This window comes from Neobacillus sp. SRL179, assembly GCF_984799095.1.
Genome location: NZ_OZ481792.1, coordinates 1,155,972 through 1,179,632, shown reverse-complemented (window position 1 = coordinate 1,179,632; position 23,661 = coordinate 1,155,972). Strand labels below are relative to the sequence as shown.

The 23,661-nt window shown below is 38.6% G+C and carries 24 protein-coding genes and 1 riboswitch; of the genes, 9 read left to right on the top strand and 15 right to left on the bottom strand.

Annotated features, from left to right (window positions below; translation table 11 throughout):
- Positions 1-43 precede the first annotated feature (43 nt).
- From AC4E8C_RS05720 to AC4E8C_RS05710, 3 genes are all read right to left on the bottom strand, one after another.
- Positions 44-898, bottom strand: a complete 855-nt coding sequence (locus tag AC4E8C_RS05720; protein WP_490210982.1) for a manganese catalase family protein — start codon at positions 896-898, stop codon at positions 44-46.
- 133 nt (positions 899-1,031) lie between these two features.
- Positions 1,032-1,502, bottom strand: coding sequence for a thioredoxin-dependent thiol peroxidase (bcp, locus tag AC4E8C_RS05715; RefSeq protein WP_490210981.1), 471 nt, complete (start codon positions 1,500-1,502; stop codon positions 1,032-1,034).
- 74 nt (positions 1,503-1,576) lie between these two features.
- Complete coding sequence (locus AC4E8C_RS05710) at positions 1,577-1,969, bottom strand: ion channel (protein ID WP_490210980.1); 393 nt, start codon at positions 1,967-1,969, stop codon at positions 1,577-1,579.
- 200 nt (positions 1,970-2,169) lie between these two features.
- Between AC4E8C_RS05710 and AC4E8C_RS05705 the strand changes: the two genes are divergently transcribed.
- The 3 genes from AC4E8C_RS05705 (at position 2,170) to AC4E8C_RS05695 (ending at position 9,501) form a co-directional block, all read left to right on the top strand.
- Positions 2,170-3,465 carry a glutamate-1-semialdehyde 2,1-aminomutase gene (locus tag AC4E8C_RS05705; RefSeq protein WP_490210978.1) on the top strand — a complete coding sequence of 432 codons (1,296 nt, stop codon included), beginning with the start codon at positions 2,170-2,172 and terminating at the stop codon, positions 3,463-3,465.
- Between the two features lie 309 nt (positions 3,466-3,774).
- On the top strand, positions 3,775-8,244 hold the full coding sequence (locus AC4E8C_RS05700) for a glutamate synthase-related protein (RefSeq protein ID WP_490210977.1): 4,470 nt from the start codon (positions 3,775-3,777) through the stop codon (positions 8,242-8,244).
- 180 nt (positions 8,245-8,424) lie between these two features.
- Positions 8,425-9,501, top strand: coding sequence for an FUSC family protein (locus tag AC4E8C_RS05695; RefSeq protein WP_490210975.1), 1,077 nt, complete (start codon positions 8,425-8,427; stop codon positions 9,499-9,501).
- 73 nt (positions 9,502-9,574) lie between these two features.
- Here the strand turns inward: AC4E8C_RS05695 and ntdP are convergent, their stop codons facing one another.
- The 4 genes from ntdP to fabL all read right to left on the bottom strand — a co-directional run bounded on the left by ntdP (position 9,575) and on the right by fabL (position 11,889).
- The gene (gene ntdP / locus AC4E8C_RS05690; protein WP_490210973.1) at positions 9,575-10,105 is read right to left on the bottom strand and encodes a nucleoside tri-diphosphate phosphatase; all 531 of its coding nucleotides are present in this window, start codon (positions 10,103-10,105) and stop codon (positions 9,575-9,577) included.
- 191 nt (positions 10,106-10,296) lie between these two features.
- Entirely contained in the window at positions 10,297-10,554 is a 258-nt protein-coding gene (locus AC4E8C_RS05685; protein WP_490210972.1) for a YgaB family protein, read from the bottom strand.
- Positions 10,555-10,754: 200 nt separating this feature from the next.
- Positions 10,755-11,069: a gamma-type small acid-soluble spore protein gene (locus AC4E8C_RS05680; protein ID WP_490210970.1), complete on the bottom strand. Its 315-nt coding sequence runs from the start codon at positions 11,067-11,069 to the stop codon at positions 10,755-10,757.
- A 70-nt stretch (positions 11,070-11,139) separates the two neighbouring features.
- Positions 11,140-11,889 (bottom strand): enoyl-[acyl-carrier-protein] reductase FabL, encoded by a 750-nt coding sequence (fabL, locus tag AC4E8C_RS05675; protein ID WP_490210968.1) that lies wholly within the window; start codon positions 11,887-11,889, stop codon positions 11,140-11,142.
- Positions 11,890-12,011: 122 nt separating this feature from the next.
- Here fabL and AC4E8C_RS05670 point away from each other — a divergent pair, with 122 nt between their 5' ends.
- Positions 12,012-12,236 carry a hypothetical protein gene (locus AC4E8C_RS05670; protein ID WP_490212484.1) on the top strand — a complete coding sequence of 75 codons (225 nt, stop codon included), beginning with the start codon at positions 12,012-12,014 and terminating at the stop codon, positions 12,234-12,236.
- 176 nt (positions 12,237-12,412) lie between these two features.
- Here the strand turns inward: AC4E8C_RS05670 and mutY are convergent, their stop codons facing one another.
- The gene (gene mutY / locus AC4E8C_RS05665) at positions 12,413-13,510 is read right to left on the bottom strand and encodes an A/G-specific adenine glycosylase (RefSeq protein WP_490210967.1); all 1,098 of its coding nucleotides are present in this window, start codon (positions 13,508-13,510) and stop codon (positions 12,413-12,415) included.
- A gap of 123 nt (positions 13,511-13,633) precedes the next feature.
- Here mutY and AC4E8C_RS05660 point away from each other — a divergent pair, with 123 nt between their 5' ends.
- The gene (locus tag AC4E8C_RS05660) at positions 13,634-14,614 is read left to right on the top strand and encodes a metal-dependent hydrolase (protein ID WP_490210965.1); all 981 of its coding nucleotides are present in this window, start codon (positions 13,634-13,636) and stop codon (positions 14,612-14,614) included.
- Between the two features lie 22 nt (positions 14,615-14,636).
- Here AC4E8C_RS05660 and AC4E8C_RS05655 read toward each other — a convergent pair whose 3' ends face one another.
- Entirely contained in the window at positions 14,637-14,906 is a 270-nt protein-coding gene (locus AC4E8C_RS05655) for a YfhJ family protein (protein ID WP_490212483.1), read from the bottom strand.
- A gap of 131 nt (positions 14,907-15,037) precedes the next feature.
- Here AC4E8C_RS05655 and AC4E8C_RS05650 point away from each other — a divergent pair, with 131 nt between their 5' ends.
- Positions 15,038-15,217 (top strand): small, acid-soluble spore protein K, encoded by a 180-nt coding sequence (locus tag AC4E8C_RS05650; RefSeq protein WP_490210963.1) that lies wholly within the window; start codon positions 15,038-15,040, stop codon positions 15,215-15,217.
- 245 nt (positions 15,218-15,462) lie between these two features.
- Here the strand turns inward: AC4E8C_RS05650 and AC4E8C_RS05645 are convergent, their stop codons facing one another.
- On the bottom strand, positions 15,463-15,786 hold the full coding sequence (locus tag AC4E8C_RS05645; RefSeq protein WP_490210962.1) for a YfhH family protein: 324 nt from the start codon (positions 15,784-15,786) through the stop codon (positions 15,463-15,465).
- A gap of 90 nt (positions 15,787-15,876) precedes the next feature.
- On the opposite strand from AC4E8C_RS05645, the gene AC4E8C_RS05640 reads away from it, so the two are divergent.
- Complete coding sequence (locus AC4E8C_RS05640; RefSeq protein ID WP_490210960.1) at positions 15,877-16,554, top strand: SDR family NAD(P)-dependent oxidoreductase; 678 nt, start codon at positions 15,877-15,879, stop codon at positions 16,552-16,554.
- A gap of 10 nt (positions 16,555-16,564) precedes the next feature.
- On the opposite strand, the gene recX is transcribed toward AC4E8C_RS05640, so the two are convergent.
- Positions 16,565-17,380 carry a recombination regulator RecX gene (gene recX, locus AC4E8C_RS05635; protein WP_490210959.1) on the bottom strand — a complete coding sequence of 272 codons (816 nt, stop codon included), beginning with the start codon at positions 17,378-17,380 and terminating at the stop codon, positions 16,565-16,567.
- Positions 17,381-17,560: 180 nt separating this feature from the next.
- Here recX and AC4E8C_RS05630 point away from each other — a divergent pair, with 180 nt between their 5' ends.
- On the top strand, positions 17,561-17,698 hold the full coding sequence (locus AC4E8C_RS05630; protein ID WP_490210958.1) for a YfhE family protein: 138 nt from the start codon (positions 17,561-17,563) through the stop codon (positions 17,696-17,698).
- A 103-nt stretch (positions 17,699-17,801) separates the two neighbouring features.
- Positions 17,802-17,978: a YfhD family protein gene (locus AC4E8C_RS05625; RefSeq protein ID WP_490210957.1), complete on the top strand. Its 177-nt coding sequence runs from the start codon at positions 17,802-17,804 to the stop codon at positions 17,976-17,978.
- A gap of 479 nt (positions 17,979-18,457) precedes the next feature.
- On the opposite strand, the gene AC4E8C_RS05620 is transcribed toward AC4E8C_RS05625, so the two are convergent.
- From AC4E8C_RS05620 to argF, 4 genes are all read right to left on the bottom strand, one after another.
- Positions 18,458-19,687, bottom strand: coding sequence for a homoserine dehydrogenase (locus AC4E8C_RS05620; RefSeq protein WP_490210956.1), 1,230 nt, complete (start codon positions 19,685-19,687; stop codon positions 18,458-18,460).
- A gap of 88 nt (positions 19,688-19,775) precedes the next feature.
- A riboswitch (SAM riboswitch) is annotated at positions 19,776-19,888 on the bottom strand.
- Positions 19,889-19,975: 87 nt separating this feature from the next.
- Positions 19,976-21,352 (bottom strand): argininosuccinate lyase, encoded by a 1,377-nt coding sequence (gene argH / locus AC4E8C_RS05615; RefSeq protein ID WP_490210955.1) that lies wholly within the window; start codon positions 21,350-21,352, stop codon positions 19,976-19,978.
- A 63-nt stretch (positions 21,353-21,415) separates the two neighbouring features.
- Entirely contained in the window at positions 21,416-22,627 is a 1,212-nt protein-coding gene (locus AC4E8C_RS05610; RefSeq protein WP_490210953.1) for an argininosuccinate synthase, read from the bottom strand.
- A gap of 83 nt (positions 22,628-22,710) precedes the next feature.
- A complete protein-coding gene (gene argF, locus AC4E8C_RS05605) occupies positions 22,711-23,655 on the bottom strand; it encodes an ornithine carbamoyltransferase (RefSeq protein WP_490212482.1) in 945 nt (314 codons plus the stop codon).
- Positions 23,656-23,661 lie beyond the last annotated feature (6 nt).

Below are 23,661 nucleotides of genomic sequence, written 5' to 3'. Positions count from 1 at the left end.
AGCACAAAAAGTGTGTTCATCCTTTTTATTGTTAGAGAAAGAATTAATTATTTAAGTCATGTAATCCAGGACTATGTTCATTCGGCATTTCCGGCAGCACCGGTACAGGGTATCCTTTTGGCGGCGGAACTACTGCAAGTGTTCCGTCATTTCTACTTGGCGATTCTCCTTGGAATATCTGACCAATGAGTGTCTCATCTAATCTGAAATTGAATTGAGCATTATGGAAGCCCATTTCTACATATTTTCGGCATTCGGGATACTTATTAATGTCGTAATTAGGGACTGGAAAAAGTTTGGCCCAGTCTACACCAAGTGTTTCTAGAGCTTTGGCAAAAGCATTTTGATGGGCATTATCGCGGACAATTAGGAATGCTAACGTTTCCCTAAATGTTTTATTCGAACTCATTTCATAAATCCGCGACTTTTGCAGAACCCCTGTTGATTCTAAAACGACATTATCCAATAAATCGCTAATTAAATTTCCATGACTATACACATAATTACCATTCCAGGGATTACCCGCTGCATCGACAGGGAGCGAACTTTGTGCACCCATAATAAAATGATGTGGATTTGCATGTTTAATGGCCTCTTCAAGCGGGGCACCCGTATGACCGCCAGCACCAACAGCCTCTTCCCCTGCTCCATTCAAAAGCTGATTGATCGTTGTTTGCACGAGTTCTACATGGCTAATTTCCTCAAGGAAAACACCTCGAATTAAATCGCGGAACTGCTTTTGATTGCCACGAAAATTAGAACTTTGAAAGAAGAATTGCATCATGGTCCGCATCTCACCAAATCTTCCTCCTAATGTTTCTTGGAGAACCTTAGCAGCAGCAGGATCTGGCTTGTCAGGTACAATGATATTAATTAAATCTTCTCGATAAAAATACATAATAATCCCCCCTATCAATAATTACTCATTTAGCTTTATCCGATCTGCTTTTTCTTATTCGAAATCTAATTGACCATTAGCTAAAATTTGTCAGGGGGTGAAAAAATATTATTTGCCTATTTATTTTAAAGTATTAAGCTAGATTTTCTTTTACAAATCGTAACGCTTCTTCCACATGTCCTTGAACTTTTACCTTCCGCCATTCTTTGGCTATTTTTCCTTTTTGATCAATGACAAATGTCGATCGTTCAATTCCCATATACTCTTTTCCAAAGTTCTTCTTTAATTTCCAAACCCCATACATTTCCGCCACACGATGATCTTCATCCACTAAAAGAGAAAATGGCAAATCATACTTATCAATAAATTTCTCATGCTTTTCTTGCGGGTCCGGGCTGATTCCGAGAATAATGCAATCTAGTTCTGTAAAACTCTGATGAAGATCTCGAAAGTCACAAGCTTCTGTCGTACATCCCGAAGTCATATCTTTGGGGTAAAAATACAAAACTACACTTTTCCCTTGAAAATTCGATAATTTAACATTTTCTCCATGATTATCTTTTAATTCAAAATCCGGAGCTAGTTTTCCAACTTCTATAGTCATTTACTTGTTCTCCTTTACAATAGATGATTATTGTAAAGTTTAACCTATTCGCTCACCATTTAACATCCTAATGCTTATTTTTCCCGGTTAAACATCACTCTTGCAACGAAGGCAGCTGGCAGTGTATAGCCAATCAACGCCTCGATTACCGCAATAATACGTCCTAATCCCTGTGGCAATACATCACCATTACCGACTGAAAACAGGGTCATTGCACTAAAATAAAAACTGGTTTCAAAGATGTTAGTTCCAGGATGATTATTCACTTCCTTTAGCAATGGAGTACCGATTAAATTAAATAGAAGATAAATGAGTCCAAAGCCAAGAATGATCGTCAAGTAAACCGTCCCTAAGTAGAGAAAATTTTCAACAGAAACAATTTTTCCTCTAATCGTATTAGGAATGAATAACGTTCGTAAGCTCATAAAAATGCATAAAATAACGATTGGCAGCAAGAAATAAAACACGAATACCACCCCTATTGTCCATACGCGTTATTCTATTCCTATGCAGGCTTGGCCGATAAAATATCAAAAACTACGCATAGTGCTTGGTTTCAATTTAAAAATATAATCGGAATTTTAACAAATTTTCTAAAATATAAAACAGATAGAAGTCATTTAAAAAAGTGCTAAAATAGTATGGTACTTATTTAAGGAGGAAAATTATGCAATTTACTCAATCAGAAAACTTACATAATGAAGCGTTAAAACACATTGTTGGAGGGGTCAACAGTCCTTCCAGATCATTTAAAGCCGTGGGCGGAGGTGCACCTGTAACAATGGAACGTGCTAAAGGCGCCTATTTCTGGGACGTGGATGGTAATAAATATATTGATTATCTAGCAGCGTACGGACCCATCATCACTGGTTTTGCTCACCCGCATATAACTGAAGCTATTACCCGAGCAGCTGAGACAGGTGTTCTTTACGGAACCCCTACACCTCATGAGGTAAAATTTGCAAAAATGCTAAAGGAAGCAATCCCTTCATTAGATAAGGTGCGGTTCACCAATTCTGGTACAGAAGCGGTTATGACGACAATTCGAGTTGCCCGTGCCTTTACTGGCAGGGATAAAATCATCAAATTTGCCGGTTGTTATCACGGACACTCCGATCTCGTCCTTGTTGCGGCTGGATCAGGTCCATCAACACTTGGAACGCCAGATTCGGCGGGTGTACCAAAAAGTATTGCCCAAGAGGTGATCACCGTTCCATTTAATGATATTGAACCTTTTAAGGAAGCTTTAGATAAATGGGGAAGTCAAGTAGCTGCTGTCTTAGTGGAACCAATTGTCGGAAACTTTGGGATTGTTGAACCAAAACCCGGCTTCTTAGAACAGATTAATGATTTAACACATGCTGCGGGTGCACTTGTGATTTATGATGAAGTCATAACTGCTTTTCGGTTTATGTATGGCGGAGCACAAGATTTATTAAGTGTTCAACCAGACTTAACAGCTCTCGGAAAAATCATCGGCGGTGGTCTGCCAATTGGTGCTTATGGCGGCCGCAAAGAAATCATGGATGAAGTTGCACCGCTTGGACCAGCCTATCAAGCGGGAACACACGCAGGCAATCCTGCAAGCATCCTTTCCGGTATCGCCTGTCTTGAAGTGTTAAAGGAAGAAGGAGTCTATGACCAGCTGGATCAGTTAGGTGCAATGCTTGAGGACGGAATCTTAAAGGCTGCTAAAGAATATGAAATTCAAATTACTATTAACAGGTTAAAAGGTGCATTTACTGTATATTTCACAAATGAAAAAATTGTAAATTATGAGCAAGCGCAAAACACCGATAGTAAAATGTTTGCTAAGTTTTTCAAGCTGATGCTTCATCAAGGAATCAATCTTGCGCCATCAAAATACGAAGCGTGGTTCCTTACAACAGCCCATACGAAAGAGGACATAGAAGTTACAATACAAGCGGTAAGAAATGCATTTTCTTTACTAAGGTCCGAATAATTATGCATTTTTTATTCACAACTGGGAGTGGAAAACACTCCCTTTTATTTTTAGGTAATTAAATGAAAACGTTTACAGGCGCAACTTTAGACCTTTTATGAACATACAATACTACATTAATTTCCCATCCATTTTTTTGTATAATTATTTGATTTCTGAAAATTCTTATGATATCATATAGATTATTATGTTTCTCAGTCTTTGTAATATTATGTCACACGATTTATTCTGCAAAAACGGCTTTTTCTTAATCTAACAGTTTCATAGGAGGTGAAGCGGCTTTAACGGTAAACCGATGAAGCCAATATAATGACACAAAAATGGACCCCTTCTCAATTTAAAGACTTCCATAAACAAGAACACGATGCGTGTGGAATAGTCGCTTGCCTTGAAAAGACCAAAATTCCGACAAGAAAAAATATCTTTGATGTGATAGAAGCTCTTGTTACTATGAACCACCGCGCTGGTTTTATTAATGGCGAAGGTGATGGTGTGGGAATTCATATGGATATCCCAACTGACCTATGGAAACAGAAATTGAGGGCAGCCGGACTAGATCCGATACTTGCAGAACAAGATGAATTTGCAGTAGGCCATGTTTTTATCAGCCAAAAAGCAAACTGGAATTCTACTAAACAAGAATTAGAAGAAAAATTAGAAAAATATAATCTAAGATTAGTGTTTGAGACAAATACAGTTACAGACCCATCTGCACTTGGGCCAATTGCTATCCAGGAAAATCCTGTGTTTTGGCAATTTGCCTGTGTTTCCACAAAGAAAGACAAGGAATTAACCAAGAGCCTTTTCGATGCCTTAATTGATTTTGAGTTAAACGAACATGTTCATGTTGCTTCATTAAGTCAGAATCATGTTGTCTATAAAGTAATGGGCGCTGGAGATATTCTTCCACGTTACTACCAAGACCTAGCCAGCCCGCTAGTTGCATCGACCATCACATTGGGTCATAATCGCTACTCTACGAATACCCTATCTAGCTTTTTCCGGGTACAGCCTTTTAGTGTACTGGGTCATAACGGGGAAATTAATACGATTGCAAAACTTCGCGATGAAGCAAGAATGATCAAAGTCCCCCTTGTAAAAGACGGTAGCGATTCTCAAGATTTAAGCCGTACAATTGAAACATTAATAAGCCGTGACGGCTATTCACTTTTTGAGGCGATGGATCTTCTTTTTCCGCCGATTATAAATGAAATTAAGGCATATCCTGAGCATATGCAAGATTTATATACTTATCTTCGTGAGGCATGGGGTCATTTCGCTCAAGGACCTGCAGGCATTATTTCACGTTACGGTGATGAAGCGGTATTTAGCGTTGATGCTCTAGGGCTCCGCCCACTTTGGATGCTTGAGACGGAATCCTCCTACCTCTTTTCTTCTGAACCAGGAATTATACCATCAAGTGAGTATGTAAACGATCCGAAGCCATTAGCACCAGGTGAAAAGGTTGGATTTAAATGGAATGGTGAAGAATTGGATGTCTATGAGCACTCGGCATACCAAAATGAAGTGTATAACCGCTATTCACAACGCTTAAATTTAAAGAACTCAAGGTCTCGGTTACAACCACCTGCATTAGCTAAAACAGTTACGATGAATTATCCTGACAAAATTCATAACGGTCAATATAAAGCATTTGGCTGGGAACGTGATCATATTCAACTCATTGAACAAATGGCTGAAAAAGGCGTCGAACCAATCAGGTCACTGGGACATGATGCACCACTCGCGGCCCTTAATCCTGAACGTATAAATATTGCTGATTATATAAAAGAAAGTGTTGCTGTTGTTACAAATCCAGCGATAGACCGCGATCGTGAAACAGAACATTTCTCCACACGGGTAATTATTGGAAAGCGTCCGGATTTATTTACTGATATAAAACCAGCTGCAGTGATCGAGCTTACCACTCCACTCCTCTTGGAAGGAAAAGCAGGCTTTACATGTTCCGAAGACTTAGGACAGCCTAGCTTTGATCAAGTAGTTCAGCATTTTCAAGAGCAAAAACTAGCAGCATTTATTTCAACTACCTTTACTGACAATGAAATGGTTAACGAGGCATTGGAAAGATTGGCTAACGAAGCAGTTCAAGCCGTCCAATCCGGAAAAACATTACTTGTCCTTGATGATGCAAAAGCACACCAAGAGAATTCTTATTGGATTGATCCACATTTAGTCACGTCGGCGATCGATCAAGCATTGGTGAAAGCAGATTTAAGAAGAGACTGTTCCTTAGTATTAAGGTCTGCAGCGATTCGTTCACTTCATGATATTATTACAGTATTTGGTTTGGGTGTAGATTTAATAAGCCCATATTATATGTTCTTGACAGTTCTTGATGACACAACAAAACCTTTAACCAACCTTTATAGTGCGTTGACAAAAGGAATAGAAAAAGTCATCTCAACAATTGGCATCCATGAGTTGCGTGGCTACGGCAGATTATTCTCAAGCATTGGATTACATGAAGAAGTAGCCAATGTTTTAAATATAGTCAACTTTTTCGGTTCAAAGGAACTTGAAACTGATTTTGCTGCAATGAAATTAGATTCTCTTAAACGAGCTGAAGACTATCAGAATGAGAAAGAAAGAGTCGGAAAAACGTTCCATCTCTTCCCTCGTATCTGGAAAGCAATCGGTGAAATTGCTGCGACAGGTGATTACAGTGTTTATCGCGATAAAATATCGGAGCAAGAAGAACAAAATCCAACCACGATTCGTCATTTAGTGACTCTTAAGAAAACCGATAAACAGCTAACTCCTGATGAGGTAGATATTCGTGTTGGAGAACATGATTTACCATTTATAATATCATCCATGTCGTTCGGTTCCCAAAACGAAACAGCGTTTAGAGCCTATGCCGAAGGTGCGGATCGCTTGAATATGGTGAGTTTAAATGGTGAGGGCGGCGAAATTAAGGATATGCTTGGTAAATATCCGAAAACAAGGGGTCAGCAAATTGCCTCCGGCCGTTTTGGAGTTAACGCAGAACTCCTAAACTCTTCAAATTTGCTTGAAATTAAAATTGGTCAAGGTGCAAAACCCGGTGAAGGCGGCCATTTACCTGGTTCAAAGGTTACCGCAAAGGTTGCTGCCGCACGTAATGCTACACTAGGTTCGGATTTGATTTCACCATCAAATAACCATGATATTTACTCTATTGAGGATTTAGCACAAATGATCCTTGAATTAAAAACAGCAAACGACCAAGCAAAAATTGCTGTTAAGGTACCGGTCGTACCAAATATCGGAACCATTGCTGTCGGAATTGCGAAAGCAGGGGCTGACATTATTACCCTTAGTGGTTTTGATGGCGGAACAGGGGCAGCTAGGATCCATGCCCTGCAATATGTTGGCTTACCAGTAGAAATAGGTGTAAAAGCAGCCCATAATGCCCTATTGGAAAGTGGACTGCGCCATAAAGTAGAAATTTGGGCCGATGGCGGCATGAAGAGCGCAATGGATGTCATGAAGATTATGTTACTTGGAGCTAACCGAGTCGGTTTTGGTACATTGTCAATGCTGGCAATTGGTTGTACAACATGCCGAGGCTGTCATTTGGATACTTGCCATGTTGGGATTGCCACTCAAATTGAATCCGAAGCCCAAGCAAAGGAACATGGACTACGCCGTTTTGTACCAAGACAATTAGAATTAGCTGTCCAAGGGATTATGAACCTGTTTACAGCTTTTGGAACAGAGTTAAAAGCACTCACCGCGTCATTAGGAATTAAAAATCTTCAAGACGCCGTTGGGCATTCAGAATTATTAGAGCAGGTTAAGGGAGAGCGTCAACTTAGCCTATCTTATTTACTAAAACCATTAGAAATTAGTCAGTTAGCTAAATTTGAGCCGTCAAAATCGATTGAAGAAGTTAAGATGCAGGTGGCTGCTGGAGCTGAATATCTTGATGGCAGTGTCGATCAACTTCTTTCCTCTCGTGAATTTGCTAGTGTAACATCCGAACAGAGGGTGTTAGGCAGCAGGGTATCTTGTCATCGTGTTCGCGGCAGATTGGATGGTTCATACAAACAACTAGCACCAATACAACTTAAGTATAAGGATGGATCCATTCCGGGTAACGGGTTAGGAGCTTACAATAGTGAAGGAATTGACATCACTGTAAACGGCGGTGGTCAAGACGGTGTCGGAAAGACTTCCTTTGGTGGAAATATTCATGTTCTTAAATCTAAGGGAATGAATGGCCGCTATTTAAATGGATCTGTAGGTAAGGGCTTTGGATACGGTGCACAAAAAGGCCTCCTTGTTGCTCAAGGAAATGCAGATGCCCGAGCTGGAATCCGCCTCTCAGGTGCTGATTTAATTATCGGTGGTGCGGTGAAAAAACCTCTTCCTGAAAAAGAAGCTGGCAACATCGGCGCTAACGCTAATATTAAAGGTTTTGCCTTTGAATATATGACAAATGGCCGTGGTTTAGTGTTAGGTGACCCTGGTCCATGGATTTGTGCCGGTATGACTGGTGGTGTCGTTTATGTTCGCTATCAACCTGAATTGGGCCTTACGAAAGAGGCGATTACAAGAAGGGTTGCCAAAGGCGCCAAAGTATCTGTCACTGAACTAAATGAAAAAGGCAAACAAGATATTAATGAGCTATTAACTCAATATACTAATTTGTTAGCAGACAATGGCCAACTTGATGAAGCTAATCAGCTCCGTGGTCTGTTAGCCAACCCAGAAGATCATTTTGTTCAAATCCTTCCTGTCAAAGAACAAGCTGATCCATCTGTTTCCACAGAGTGATCCTACTCAAAAAGACGTCCGCACAAAATTTGCGGACGTTTTTTCTTACACATTTTTCGGGTATAAAAAGAATATATATCAAATGAAAATCTCTTGATTATCTGGCTCAATCCATGTATAGTACTAATTTGTTATATTTACCTGAGCAAAATACGTCCTACTGAAAGGAAATTATTCAAAATGAAGTTAGGTGCCCGCATCTTAAAAACGGGAATTGCTATTATCTTATCACTATACTTAGGTCAATTATTGCATTCACCTTCCCCAGTCTTTGCTGGGATTGCTGCTATATTTGCCATTCAACCGACCATTTACCGCTCCTATTTGACTATCATTGAACAAATCCAGGGAAATATTATTGGCGCCATACTGGCAGTAATTTTTGTTCTTCTTTTAGGGAATCACATCATTGTTATCGGTTTGGCTGCCATCATTGTTATCATTTTAAACCTAAAGCTGAAACTAGGGAATACCATTGGACTTTCACTTGTCACATTAATATCCATTATGGAGACACAGAGTGGTGACTTTATTCACTTCGCGGGTATTCGTTTTACGACTATCATGATTGGTGTATTCTCGGCATTTATCGTTAATCTTGTATTTATGCCGCCCAAATATGAGAATAAGCTTTATTTTAAGATTGTAGATACAACTGAGGAAATTATTAAGTGGATCCGCTTAAGCACACGGCATGACTATGATCATTACCTTCTTAAAACTGATATTACAAAATTTAAAGACAGCATTCAGGTTATGGGTCAGTTCTATTCCATGTACAAGGAAGAACGAAGTTACTTTAAAAAGAATAATCCTGAAAAATCAAGAAAACTAGTTATTTATAGGCAATTGAATATAACAGCTAAAAAAGCGCTTGATACGTTAAAAAGGCTCCATCGTTTTGAAAACGAACTTCTTCAGCTTCCAGAAGACTATACCCACACCATCCAAGAACAACTGGACAGCCTTATTTATCATCATGAACAGGTCTTGCTTCGTTTTATTGGAAAAATACCAACACCCCCTCCATTTGAAACGGAAGAGATTGTGTACTTGAATAAGCAAGATTTATTGGACACTTTTTTAGAACATCAAAAGGAAAACAGCGATCCTAATAATCCAAGTCCCTATCATTTAATGCAAATCGTTGCCTCTATTATTGACTATGGTGAACAAGTAGAGCATCTTGATACCTTAATCACTAGTTTTCATTCTTATCATCACAATGAAGTATCAATTGAAGAAGATCCTGAATAACCAAAGAACCCAAAGGTACAGGTGTTCCCTTGGGTTCTTTGGCTTTAAATTAGTGTGAAACTATAATTTGCATTTAACGTCTATAGGTTAAATACCGTTCATACCAAATATCAATAAAATCTGGTGCAAAAGGGCCGTTACGCTGCCTGATCCATTGAATGAGTTTGTCCACATTCCTTTTAAGAATCTGATCAATTACATCCGGATAATTCATTTCGCGGCGATGACGTTCATATTCATCTTCGTCTAGTAAATTAAAGGTCATATCAGGATAGACCTTTATATCGAGGTCATAATCAATATACTTTAGTGCTTCACCATCAAAAATAAATGGTGAACTGAGATTACAGTAATAATAAATGCCGTCTTCACGGATCATCCCAATTACATTAAACCAGTATTGTGAATGGAAATAACAAATGGCAGGCTCTCTTGTAATCCATGTTCTCCCATCTGATTCTGTTACAAGTGTCCGATCATTTCCACCAATCACTAAATTTTGCGACCCTTTTAAAACGGTTGTTTCTTCCCAGACGCGATGGATGTGCCCATTATGTTTATAGCTATGTATTTGCATCGGTTCACCTTCTATGGGTACTACCATGTTCTCCCCTACCTTCATTCCTGAACGCTTTGTAACCTATACAACTAATAATTAACGACAAAAGGCAACAAAGTAAAATTCCTATTTTCTATTATTATAACGGTTAAGACTAGAATTTAAAACAAAAGAGCCATAATTCAATGGCTCTTTGTAAAAATTTGCGTATTTTTTTCCATTTTTTACTTCTGAAACTAGACGGATGGGCTTAAATTCATTAGCCGATAAGTATTTATTACCTCTTCTGTCTGCTTTTCAAAAATCAACTGAATTTCCTTTAACTCTTTTTTCATCAGCTGAATATCTGTCTGAATACTTTCAAGATCTGTAGCATCTTGCAAAGTCTGGAGCTCCTCTTCAATTTGTTGACAACGTTCTACCTCTGCTTGCAGGTATAGTAATTTTTCCATTGTCGCCATTTGCTCGGAAACTAATCTGTTAAAATGATTCATTTCCCTCACCGCCTTATTTTTAAGCTAATATATGTATTCTTGAATAACTTACTTAATCCTTTGACTATTTCTGTAAACATAAGGGAAGTTTTGTCGAAACCGAAAGTTTTGCATAAGTTTAAACAATTCCATTTAAACTGCAATCAAGAAAGAAGGCACCCTTATATAATAAGAGCACCTTCTTCATCATAAGTATTTTATTATTCTTGACCAAATTGGCCGCTGCTGTTTTGGTTCTTGCGAGATTCTGCTTGTTGATTTTGTTGTCTTACTTCTTGTGCGTTTGTCTCACTTGCAAATTCAGTTCCAAATTGGCCTTGTGAACCGCTTTGTGAACCTCCACGTGCAGATTGAGCGTTTTGTTGTCTTACTTCTTGTGCATTTGTCTCACTTGCAAATTCAGTTCCAAATTGGCCTTGTGAACCGCCTTGTGCAGATTGAGCATTTTGTTGTCTTACTTCCTGGAAATTTGTCCCAGAAGAAGTTTTGTTTGGCTGTTGATTGAAGTTTGCCATTGTTATCACCTCCACGAAATTAATATGTCCCGTTTCGTGGAGATTATCCATAAAAATTATTTAAAAATAATTAAACAAGTAAAGAAATTCCTCCATCCACAATAATCGTTTGTCCGCGAATCATGCTGGATTGTTCAGATAACAGGAACATAACGCTGTTAACCATATCATCAATTTCAACCATTCTTCCGGCTGGCGTTTTTTTCCTTGCTTCCTCAAGTAACTCTTCTCGGTTCGGAAAATGTTTCAATGCTTCCGTATCTACTGCACCACCAGAAACAGCGTTTACAATAATATTCTTAGGGGCTAATTCAACAGCTAAATACCTCGTTAAAGCTTCTAATGCTGCTTTAGATACACCAACGACCGTATAGTTTTCCAAATAACGTATCGATCCTAGGGAACTAATGCTGACGATTTTGCCTCCGCCATTTCGTTCCATTAATTTAGCCGCTTCTTGGGCGCAAAATAATAATGCCTTACTATTAATATTTAAGGTCCAATCCCAATGAGATTCTTCAAGTTCCATTACCGGACGTTGAACGCCAGAAGCAGCATTGTTTACGAATATATCTAAACGGCCAAATTTCTGGTCAATTTGGGCAAACATATCTTTAATTTTTGCTACATCACCAACATTTGCCTTTACTATTAGTACCTTTCTGCCAATTGCTTCAATTTGCTCAGCTACCTCAAGAGCGGCCTTTTTACTTCTCGCATAATTAATAACAAGATCGTATCCAGCTTCCGCTAACCGGAGAGCTGTGGCCTTCCCAATTCCTCTGCTGCTGCCCGTAACAAGTGCTACTTTTTGTGTCATTTTTTAATCCCCTTCTATTTTAGAGTTAGTTATGTATTGTTTCATTTTATCTTTTCAATGAATAGTTGACAATTATTATAAAACACTAATATTAAATGCTTATGGAAAGAGAGTGGTAAATGATGTACGTAGGACGGGATATGACTGAACTTTCAATGATGTCGAAGACTGATTGGCAAGATAGCGAGCTTGCATTTTTTCATCATTCCTTACAACAGATTGCCCCTTATTTAAATAGTGAGGGACAAACTATCCACCGTGAAATAATTGAGGAAATCGAAAATCGCGGCGGCATTAAACGTAATGAGGCAGATTATACCCATGGAACAAAGACCGTTTATGATTGATAATGTCTTGCCTAAAAAATGGATGTGTCTTTGTCAGTGACGAATGGCCTGATGGGATGGTGTATCCGAACTTGTTGCTACTTCGGACAGGGTTAGCTTATCTAGGGGGCTGCCGTGTCCGAACTTGATGCTACTTCGTATAGATATAAATAAATAAACGCCGCAAGTGCGGCGCTCTATTCTAATAACTCAAGATACAACTTAAATATTTTCTGATAGGGCACCGGGAATGCATACTGCTCCATTTCTTTAAAGGTGACAAGTTTCCAACCTTCACTTTCTTTAAACGTGGAAGGTAACTTTCCTGTGTAGATACTTATATTCCAAATCAAATGTGAAAAAACATGATCAATCTGTCCAATTATTTTCTCAAGCTGAACGTCCAAGTGAAGTGTCTGTTGAAAAAGACTGAATACCTGCTCTCGATCATTTTGAATTTCGTGTAAAAGCTCAACATTTGGAAATTCCCATAAATTAGCCAATAGACCATCAGCAGGTCGTTTATGAATTAATATTTTCCCAGCTGGATCAGTTAATAATGCCGCAGCAAGTCGAACATTTCGAGTTTTAGATTTTTTAGTTTTTACGGGAAGTTCCTGCTCAACACCTTCATTAAAGGCTTGGCAATGTTCGCGTACAGGACATAATAAACAGGATGGTGATGTCGGGGTGCAAATAAGTGCCCCTAATTCCATTAACGCCTGATTGAAGGATGACGGGTCTTCATGTGATATTAATTCACGAACTGCCTTTTCAAATATTTTTCGAGATGCTGGTTTAGCAATATCATCCCAAATGGTTAAAATACGGGACATTACTCTCATGACATTTCCGTCAACAGCTGGCTCAGGAATGCCATATGCTATGCTTAAGATTGCTCCAGCTGTATATGGGCCCACACCTTTAAGCTCGGCAATCTCTTGCGGTGTATTAGGAACTTCTCCATGATATTTTTCTTTTACTTCTTTAACTGCAGATTGGAGATTTCGCACCCTTGAGTAATAACCAAGACCCTCCCAAGCTTTTAACACTTTATCTTCGTTAGCCTCAGCCAAATCATTTATGGTTGGAAACCACTCAATAAAGCGGTTAAAATAAGGGATTACCGTGTCAACTCTGGTTTGCTGCAACATAATTTCAGAGACCCATATCTTATACGGATCACGGTCTTTACGCCAAGGTAAATCTCGTTGTTCATTTTTGAACCAAGAGATTAAATCATTTTGAAAAGCTTTTATATTGATTTTTTCAGAATTTTCATGTTCAATTATCATAACTTTTATTCCTCCAGCTTGTTAAACACTAAGAAAAAAGGGAAAATAAATAAATAAGCATTTCATTTTACGATAAGCTAAATTAGCCTTTTTGACAAGAACCTATAAAGGAGGAATTTCTTCTTGGATACTGGAACACATATTGTCATGGGCATAGCCCTAGGCGGACTTGCCACATTAGATCCCGCTGTTGCCAGCAGCCATGCTACTGCAACAAGCGTGTTAATTGGCACAATTGCAGGTTCACAAATACCAGATATTGACACTGTTTTGAAGTTAAGAAATAATGCAATCTATATTCGCAACCATCGCGGTGTTACACACTCGATCCCAGCCGTGTTATTATGGCCAATCCTAATTTCAGCAATTGTTTTCATGTTTTTTCCAAATGCCAATCTTCTACATTTATGGGCTTGGACATTCGCAGCTGTTTTCATTCATGTATTTGTTGATATTTTCAACGCTTATGGTACACAAGCGCTAAGACCTTTCTCATCGAAATGGGTTGCTCTTGGCGTCATTAATACATTTGATCCGTACATTTTTGCTATTCATATTGCCGGGATTGCAATTTGGGTATTAGGAGCTAATCCGGGACCTACATTTTTAATCATGTATACGGTCATAATTGGGTATTACCTCAAAAGGTACCAAGCGAAAAAAAGAATCTTGGTTGAGGTACGTACAATCATCCCAGATGCGACAGAGATCATAATTGCCCCAACAATGAGATTTCATCAATGGAGAATTGCTGCTATGAATTTGGAGGAGTTCTTTGTCGGGAAGGCAATTAATAATAAAGTGGAAATTCTTGATCGCTTTATTCGTATTCCTGTACCTAATACACCAGTAATTGAAGCAGCTAAAAAAGATAAAAACCTTTCAGCCTTTTTGTCCTTTTCTCCAGTATATCGCTGGGAAGTCGATGAGTATAATGATTATTATGAGGTAAGGTTTATTGATTTACGTTACCGAAGTAATGGCCACTACCCGTTTGTAGCCGTGGTTCAACTAGATACTAACCTTAATCTTATCAGTTCTTATACAGGCTGGGTATTTAGTGAAAAAAAACTACGGAAAAAATTAAGTATTATTCCCAGTTAGAAAAGGGCTCATGAAGCCCTTTTTATTTTTGACCCTTATTGTCCTCAGATAGGTATTTTTTATATTTAGGATTTGTGGCGACAAAATCATGCAGTTTATCCCCATAATTTTCAATCCATTTGTTAACGATTCTTTCTGCCATTTCACTGCCCTTATATTCCCATCCAGCTTTAGCGTAAGAAGTTTCAAAATCGTCCCATAACAGCTCCACCCATGTTCTTGCTTGGTCATATGATAACTGCCGATTTTTATCCATTAACTGCTGTATTAATCTTTCATGCCCTTCGTTCATCATAAGTACACCTCTTTACCATTTTCTTATAACATAACTGATTAAAAAAACACAAATACTAAAGATACGTGGTAAGCAATGAGATTGCTTTGCTTTTCACGTTTTTCTCATTCCCTAATTGGAGGTATAGCATGAGAAATAAGGCTTCGAATTTCCCAAATCAAAATAATAACAAGCTCGAGGGAGAACCGAGAGCAAAAGCTGAGTATGCTTCCCGAAGAGCCGACGGAACCATTAATACACATCCACAAGAGCGGATGCGTGCCTCTGGAGAGCGTGACGATGAATCTCCGCAAGCAGTATGGAAATAGAAAAAGAAAAGCGCAAGCGTCCGTTTAGCGGCGTATGGACTGGAGCGCTTTGACTGAGATAAAGGAAACACGGAGAGCGTTAGCGATCCGATGTTGACTTATCGTAGGGAAAAGAGCGAAGTACACTAGCCGCTGGGCGCTGGAGCTGGACAATTCTCAAGGTAGGTACTATTTTATTTGATAAACCAGAGAACAAACTTCTCTGGTTTATCTTTCCTTAAACATTCAATTCCTGTCTATATTAGTTATTTCAATGATTTTAAAAGGGAAATTGGTAATGCCTCTTCCTTACCATCACTATTAAGCCGATATCCCCAAGCAAAGACACCATTCATATAATCAATTTTAAAATACTGCCCAGGATCCCCTTCAATTTCGTAAATTTCTCCGGATTTATAAGATTCAGGATTAAGCAAATACGCTTGCGCCATTTGTGCCTTTCTTTCAAGGACTGCAAATTCATTCACCATTCCCATTTGTTCAGCTTTTCTTGCTTTTTCTTTAAGCGCGGCAATTTCCTGTTTTAATTCGTGCTCGGTCATTTCACTGTAGCGTCTCTCCTGCTGCATGTTCTTTCACTCCCCTTTTCCTCTTTATTTTAGTATAGTAATATTTGTACAATTTATAAAGGTAGAACTATTATTGAAGGAGCACATAAAATGAAATCAATCCTTATCACAGGAGCTGGCTCGGGTTTAGGAAAAGAACTAGCCCTGCTTTTTTCGAAAAAAAATTTTCACATTTTACTCGCTGGAAGAACAGTCGAAAAATTAGTCAGTGTTAAACATGAAATTGAAGTTACTGGAGGAAAAGCAGATACTCTGTCCATCGACATCCGTAACACTAAAGACATACTTTCTAAAATGGAAGAAGTAATCAATAACTACAAAATTGTTGGATTGGTCAATAATGCCGGTGTGGGTCATTTTGGTCCTTTTGAGGAATTAGACAAAATGCAAGTTAATGACATGTTAGAGACCAATGTATTAGGGACCATTTTCATGACTAAGGCCGTCATCCCCGTTATGAAGCAGAATAAAGAAGGACAAGTTATCAATATCATCTCTACTGCTGGTTTGCGTGGAAAAATAAATGAAGCAGTCTATGCTGCAAGCAAATTTGCAATCAGAGGTCTTACAGAAAGCTTGCAAAAAGAATATGCAGGCAGTAGTATCCAGTTTACAGCTGTGTATATGGGTGGCATGGATACCCCATTTTGGGATGAAAGCACCCATATTAATGATAAGTCACGACTAAGATCACCGAAGGAAATTGCAGGAATCATTATGAACCAATTGGATAAGGATACAATTGTTATAGAAAAAGAAAACTCATGATCAATTTTTGTCATGAGTTTTCCTTTTCCGCTAAAAATTGCTCTATAAGATCCATTGAAAAGCCTTTTCTGTATAAGGTTTGTTTCATCTTTTGCTGGTATTCAAAGTGTTCAAACTTAGAAAATTTCTTGTGTGCCTTCTCACCTTGAAATCGAATGGCTTCCATTTCTTCATCATCTTGTTTAGGGACGTTAGCCTCATTAAGAGCTATTGAAATAATTTCATAAGAATACCCTTTTCTAAGTAATAAGTTTTCCAGCTTTTGCTTTTGGACTTTAAGGGAATCCTTGGCATTCTTTTGGAAAAACTTTTCACTTATTTTAACTGCTCTTTCAATTTGCTGCTTCAAAGGAAATTCCTCAAGTGCTGTTACAATAATTCTCTCCGTCATTCCTTTTTCCTTTAATTCTGATTTGATTACATTAGAGCCTTTATCTGTTGTATTAACCTGTGTCCTCACAAAAGCTAAAGCAAATTCTAAATCATTAATGTACTTTTGAGCAGTTAATTTATGTATGACCTCTTCAATGATTGGCTCTTCGATTTCCTTTTTTGCAAGATAATCCACTATTTCCTTCTCGGATCGCATTCTTCTTGCCAAGTAATTGATTGCTTGATTATAGGCCTTGCGAATGTCATCCTGATATTGAATTTCTAGGAAGGAAAATTCATCAATCTCCATTCCCTTTTTTAATTGAAATTTAATTAATACATTACTGTCAACACTGAAAGCATATACTTCACCTTTGCCATCGCTATAATCCATAAACACATTAAACCGATCTTGATTTTTCTGTTGTGTGGTGATTTTTGTAATAATGGCCATATCGTTCACCTCAAACCTACTTTACCATACTCATCATGATTTTTTAAAAATAAATTCCCCTAAAAAAGTATCATTCTTTTCCTTAAAGGTAAAAATGGGAATAAGTACATATTTAGTGCTTTAACTTTTACCACTTAGTTTATAACGATTAACAAAAAAATGTTGAAAGGAATGAGCAAAATGGGCGAAAAGAAGAAAAAGGACAGCAGAGATGGCGGAAAATACTCCTTAACTAGTATGCAAGAAGTAAAATATCAACGAGAGTTTAGAATGGCTGACCGTGCAGCAGGTTTTCATGATAAAAAGACACGTCTTTAAAAATTAATTATTTCCATTAATGGACCTCTTTCAAAATGTAAAAGCTAGTAATGGGAGCAGCATTAAGGCTCTCACTAGTTCATACTGAAAGGGGGTTTTTTTCATGGGTCGTGCACAAGGACAAAAACACAATAAAGGTTCACTTCCACAAACGCCAAAAAACTTAAAAACTGATGGAAAAGACGTGGAGTATTCAGCAGAATTTGCTGACCATGCCGATCTTGAGGCACAAGCACGAGCTAATGCTGCGAACCAGCGTGTAAAAAACCGTAAGAAATAAGAAAAGCGAAAGCGCCCTGGTCAGCGGCGTATGGCCTGGAGCGCTCCAACTGAGATAAAGGAAACACGAAGAGCCGGAGGCGATTCGATGTTGACTTATCGTAGGGCGGAGAGCGAAGGACACTAGCCGCTAGGGCGTTGGAGCTAGACAATTCTCAAAGTAAAAACTATAAATTTTTTATTTTTCTAAAAAAAAGAAGCAGGGCGCCCTGCTTCTTAACTATGTCTGGGGGAAAGAATTGTTACTGAGTTCTATTAGAGAGGTTGCCGCTCAGAAAAGCGGTTAGAACTCAAATGGATCCGTTAATAACAAGAATGGTCATAACTTCACTAACTTCTTTCCACCCCCAATATACACTCTAAGGAATAGGGTGGCAACGGCTTTCACAGTTTTTTAACATAATAACAGTAGAAAATTGAATAAAATGTGAATGGAATAACAATATCCTTAAATTGACTGTTCCACGTATTACTTTCGCATTAAAAAACTATTTCGGCACGATTATTTATTTTTTCATATTCCCCAATAATTTGATAATAAACTAGACCTTCTTCCAGCTTTGAAAGACACTCGATCTCATTCCTTGCAGCCTTAATTATCCATGTTCCTTCTTCTACTTGTTCAACCACCGTAATCGAAAGGTTTGTCACTTGGTTAGTTAACCCGTGTACTAACCATTGTTCTTCAATTTGATTCTCTATCTGATCTGTGATAGATTCTTTTGTTTGAAGAAAACTTCGTTGGGCAGGGCGATTTTGACATACATATACTAAATCCTCGATAACAGCACTTGCTGTAGGGTACATTCCTGCCCCGGGACCTTGAAGGGTAATGGTACCAACAATATCCGACTGAACATTTATCGCGTTTTGTACGCCTTCTACATGATAGAAAGGATGCTCTTTTCCAACCAGAACCGGTTTAACCGATGTGAGTAATTGGTCATTCTCCCTGCTGATACTCGCAATATGCTTAAACCTTAGACCAAGCAGTTCCGCTGTTTCAATCAGCTGGCTTGTTATGGAGGTAATCCCTTCAAAATCAACCTCCTGCCACTTGGGCTCTTCTCCAAAGGCTAGTCTACTTAGGATCATAGCCTTATAAAAAGCATCGTAACCCTCTACATCATTCTTTGGATTAGCCTCAGCATACCCATTCTCCTGGGCATGTTTTAAAGCTTGTGCAAATGACTGCTTCTCTTCTCGCATCTCGGTCAAGATAAAATTTGATGTTCCATTTAAGATACCCTGAACCTGCTGAACACGGTTGATATTTAATAATTGCCGAAGTGTCTGAATGACAGGAATTCCCCCGGCTACAGTTGCTTCAAACCCAACTGAAACATGATGTTGTTCCGCTAACTCAAGTAGTTCGTTACCATAATGGGCAAACATCTCTTTATTAGCTGTAATGATGTGACTTCCTCGTTCAATCGCTTTTTTCAAATATAAAAAAGGTGGCTCCTTTTCAACAATTGCCTCGATGACGATATCGAGTTGAGGCAAGTTTAAAATATCAGCAAAGTCCGTTGTAATCAAAACATCCTCACGAATGTTTCTTTCCTTCTGCTCATTTCTGATTAGGACAGCTGCAACCTCAACTTTTTTTCCCAATACAGCTGTTAATTCTTCAGCATGAGATAGTATCGTCCGATAGACACCTTCACCAACCGTACCAAAACCAAGGATTGCCACTTTTATTGCTGACATGTTAATCCACCCTTCATTTAACTAAACACTTAATATGTATTTTTTATAAGAGAAAAGCCCTCTTCATAAGAAGAGGGCTAGACTCCTCCTCTTATCTATCAGGTTATAGGATAACCTGCAGGAATTAGCACCTTTTCAAGGAATACCTTGAAGGTTGCCGGGCTTCATCGGGCCTAGTCCCTCCGCCGCTCTGGATAAGAGTTTATTTATTTTTCACAAAATTCTCAAGTTATAAAGAGTATTCTAGTTTAATTAATTATAATTGTCAATAATATTGAAAAAAATGTTTTATTCAAGCAGCTTGCTCTCTGCTAATTTTATTTGTTTCTCCACTTGTTCTGGTGCTGTTCCACCAAAGCTGTTCCGAACAGCCACAACATGTTCTGGTGCTAATACCTCATAGATGTCTTCTTCAAACAATGTGCTGAATTCCTGATATTCTTCAAAGCTCAAATCGAGCAAAAATTTGTTCGACTGAATGGCATATAGAACGATTTTCCCAATCACCTCATGTGCCTCACGGAACGGTAATCCCTTCCTAACTAAGTAATCTGCAATATCAGTGGCATTAGAAAAATCATTGTTGATGGCTTTGCGCATAATATCTTTTTTTACTGTCATAGTTTCAATCATAGGTGCTAACAGTTTTAAAGAACCTTCCAGTGTTTCGACTGTATCAAACATGCCTTCTTTATCTTCTTGCAGATCCTTGTTATAAGCTAAGGGCAAACCTTTTAGCACAGTCAATAATCCAAGTAAATTCCCGTATGTTCTCCCTGTTTTCCCTCGTAATAATTCAGGTACGTCTGGGTTTTTCTTTTGTGGCATGATACTTGAACCTGTACAGAAACTATCATCAAGTTCAACAAACTGAAATTCCTGGCTTGACCAAATAACTAATTCCTCGGAAATTCTGGAAATATGAGTCATAATAATCGAGCCTATTGATAGGAATTCGAGGATAAAATCTCGATCACTGACCGCATCCATGCTGTTTGGGTAAATTGTTTCAAAGCCTAGCAGCTCCGCTACACGTTGACGATTTATTGGAAATGTCGTTCCTGCCAATGCACCTGAACCAAGTGGAAGCCAATTGACCCGCTTCAATGAATCAATTAATCTTTCTTTATCTCGTTCAAACATCCAAAAATAGGCCATTACATGATGGGCAAAAGAGACGGGCTGCGCTCTCTGTAGATGGGTATATCCAGGAATTAATGTCTGAACATTCTCTTTCGCTTGTGCAAGTAAGGCTTGTTGGACATCTTCAATCAATTTAATCAGTTCTGTCGTTTTCGTACGTAAATAAAGATGCATATCGGTTGCCACTTGATCATTACGACTTCTGCCTGTATGCAGCTTTCCACCTACCGGTCCGATTTTTTCAATTAAGAGCTTTTCAATGTTCATATGAATGTCTTCATCTTCAATTAAAAAGTCAACCTGGTTATCATCCACCATTTTTTTAATAGCAAGGAGTCCATCTTTAATTTTTAAAGCATCTTCCATCGGAATAATGTCACATTCACCCAGCATTTGTACATGGGCCATACTTCCGGTAATATCTTCTCTTGCTAACTTTTGATCAAAAGAAATTGAAGCTGTGAATTCCTCCACCAGCTTGTTTGTTTCTTTGGTGAAGCGTCCGCCCCATAACTTAGACATGTGAGATCCTCCTCAAAATGTAAAGAAGACAGCCCCCGAAATAGGGTTCGAGGGCAATCTGGATTATTTTAATATCGTTTCTTTGTTATTTACTTCGGAATAGACTTTTGTTGGCAGTCCCCAAAGTTTGATAAATCCGACCGCAGCATTATGATCAAAAGCATCACCTTTTGCATAGGTGGCTAGTTCCTCATTATAAAGGCTGTGTGGTGATTTTCTACCCACAACGGTATGATTTCCTTTATAAAGCTTGACACGAATGGTTCCCGTTACAACCTTTTGTGTTTCGTTAATAAAGGCGTCAAGAGCAGGTTTGATTGGTGAATACCAAAGTCCTTCATAAATAATCTTTGCCATTTGCTGCTCAACTTGGGTCTTGAATTGAGTAACCTCGCGAGTCAAGGTTAAACATTCAAGTTCACGGTGGGCATTGATTAAAATTAACGCTGCCGGATTTTCATACACTTCTCTTGATTTAATTCCAACTAATCTATTTTCAATATGGTCGATACGGCCAACCCCATGTTTTCCGCCGAGCGTATTCAGGGTTTCAATTAATTGGACGAGTGGAAGCTGTTCTCCATTAAGGGCAACAGGAACTCCCTGCTTAAATTCTATTTCAATATATTCAGGTGTATCAGGTGTTAACTCAATTGGATTCGTCCAATCATAGGCAGCTTCAGGCGCCTCTGCCCATGGATCTTCTAACACCCCTGCTTCACAGGCACGTCCCCAGATATTTGCATCAATCGAAAATGGATTATCTAAATCAACAGGAATTGGAATTCCGTTTTCTTCAGCATATTTAATTTCCTCGTCACGCGTCATGCCCCATTCACGAACGGGAGCAACAACCTTTAGGCTTGGATTTAATGCTTGAATGGAAACCTCAAAACGTACCTGATCGTTCCCTTTCCCCGTACAGCCATGAGCTACAGCGGTTGCTCCTTCTTTTTCCGCTACCTCTACTAATAATTTTGAGATAAGCGGTCGTGATAGAGCTGAGGATAGTGGATATTTCCCTTCATATAAACAGTTAGCTTTTAAAGCCGGTAAAATATATTCTTTTGCTAACAATTCTTTTGCATCTATCATATACGCTTTAATAGCGCCAACATTCAAAGCTTTGTTTTTAATAGCCTCTAAATCTTTTCCTTCACCCACATCTAAGCCTAACGCGATTACATCATAACCGTACTTTTCTTGTATCCATTTTACTGAAACCGAAGTATCAAGACCACCCGAGTATGCTAAAACAATTTTTTCTTTTGTCATTCCAATTCTCCTTGCATCAAATATTGAATTTTTATTCAATTAATAGAATTATTATACAACATATCTCACAAAAAATGAAACTATTATGATAGTAAAAGTTTTAAAATTGCTTTTTGGGCATGTAAGCGATTCTCTGCTTCGTCAAATACAACTGAATGGGGACCATCGATCATCTCTCCTGTTACTTCTTCACCACGATGGGCTGGTAAACAGTGCAAAAAGATAAAGTCCTCTTTTGCATGGCTGCATAATTCCTCATTAACTTGATATCCTTGGAATGCTTTCAGCCGGGTGGCTGTTTCCTCTTCCTGCCCCATACTGGTCCAGACGTCGGTGACGACAACATCTGCATCCTTAATTGCTTCAAGTGGATCGTTTGTGATAGTAACAGAACTTGCCGTTTGCTTACCTGCTTGAATTGCCTTTTCTATTATTTTCCCATTTGGCAAGTATCCAGGCGGGCTGGCAATGCTAATATCCATCCCAACTTTTACTGCCCCCTCTAGTAACGAGTGAGGCATATTATTATTACCGTCACCGATATAACACAGCTTTAAACCTTTCAATTTGCCCTTATGCTCCATTATCGTTAATAAATCGGCCAGTACCTGGGTTGGGTGCTGCAAATCAGTTAATCCATTAATTACGGGAACGGTTGCATGGTGAGCTAATTCTTCGACGGAACTGTGAGAGAATGTTCGAATCATAATACCATCTACATAACGAGATAACACCTTGGCCGTATCAGAAATACTTTCTCCCCGACCTAGCTGAATATCCTTTGAGCTAAGAAAAATTGCATGTCCGCCGAGCTGTAACATTCCTACTTCAAATGACACCCTTGTACGGGTGGATGATTTTTCAAAAATCATCCCTAATACTTTTCCACTTAAAAATGGATGGGCAATTCCTTGCTTTTGAAGTTTCTTTAGTTCGACAGCCTCATTAAGCAAGGTGAGAATTTCGTCTGTACTAAAATCAGAAAGCTGTAAAAAGTCATTTTTCTTAGTTGGCAGCTTATTTGCCATAGGTTG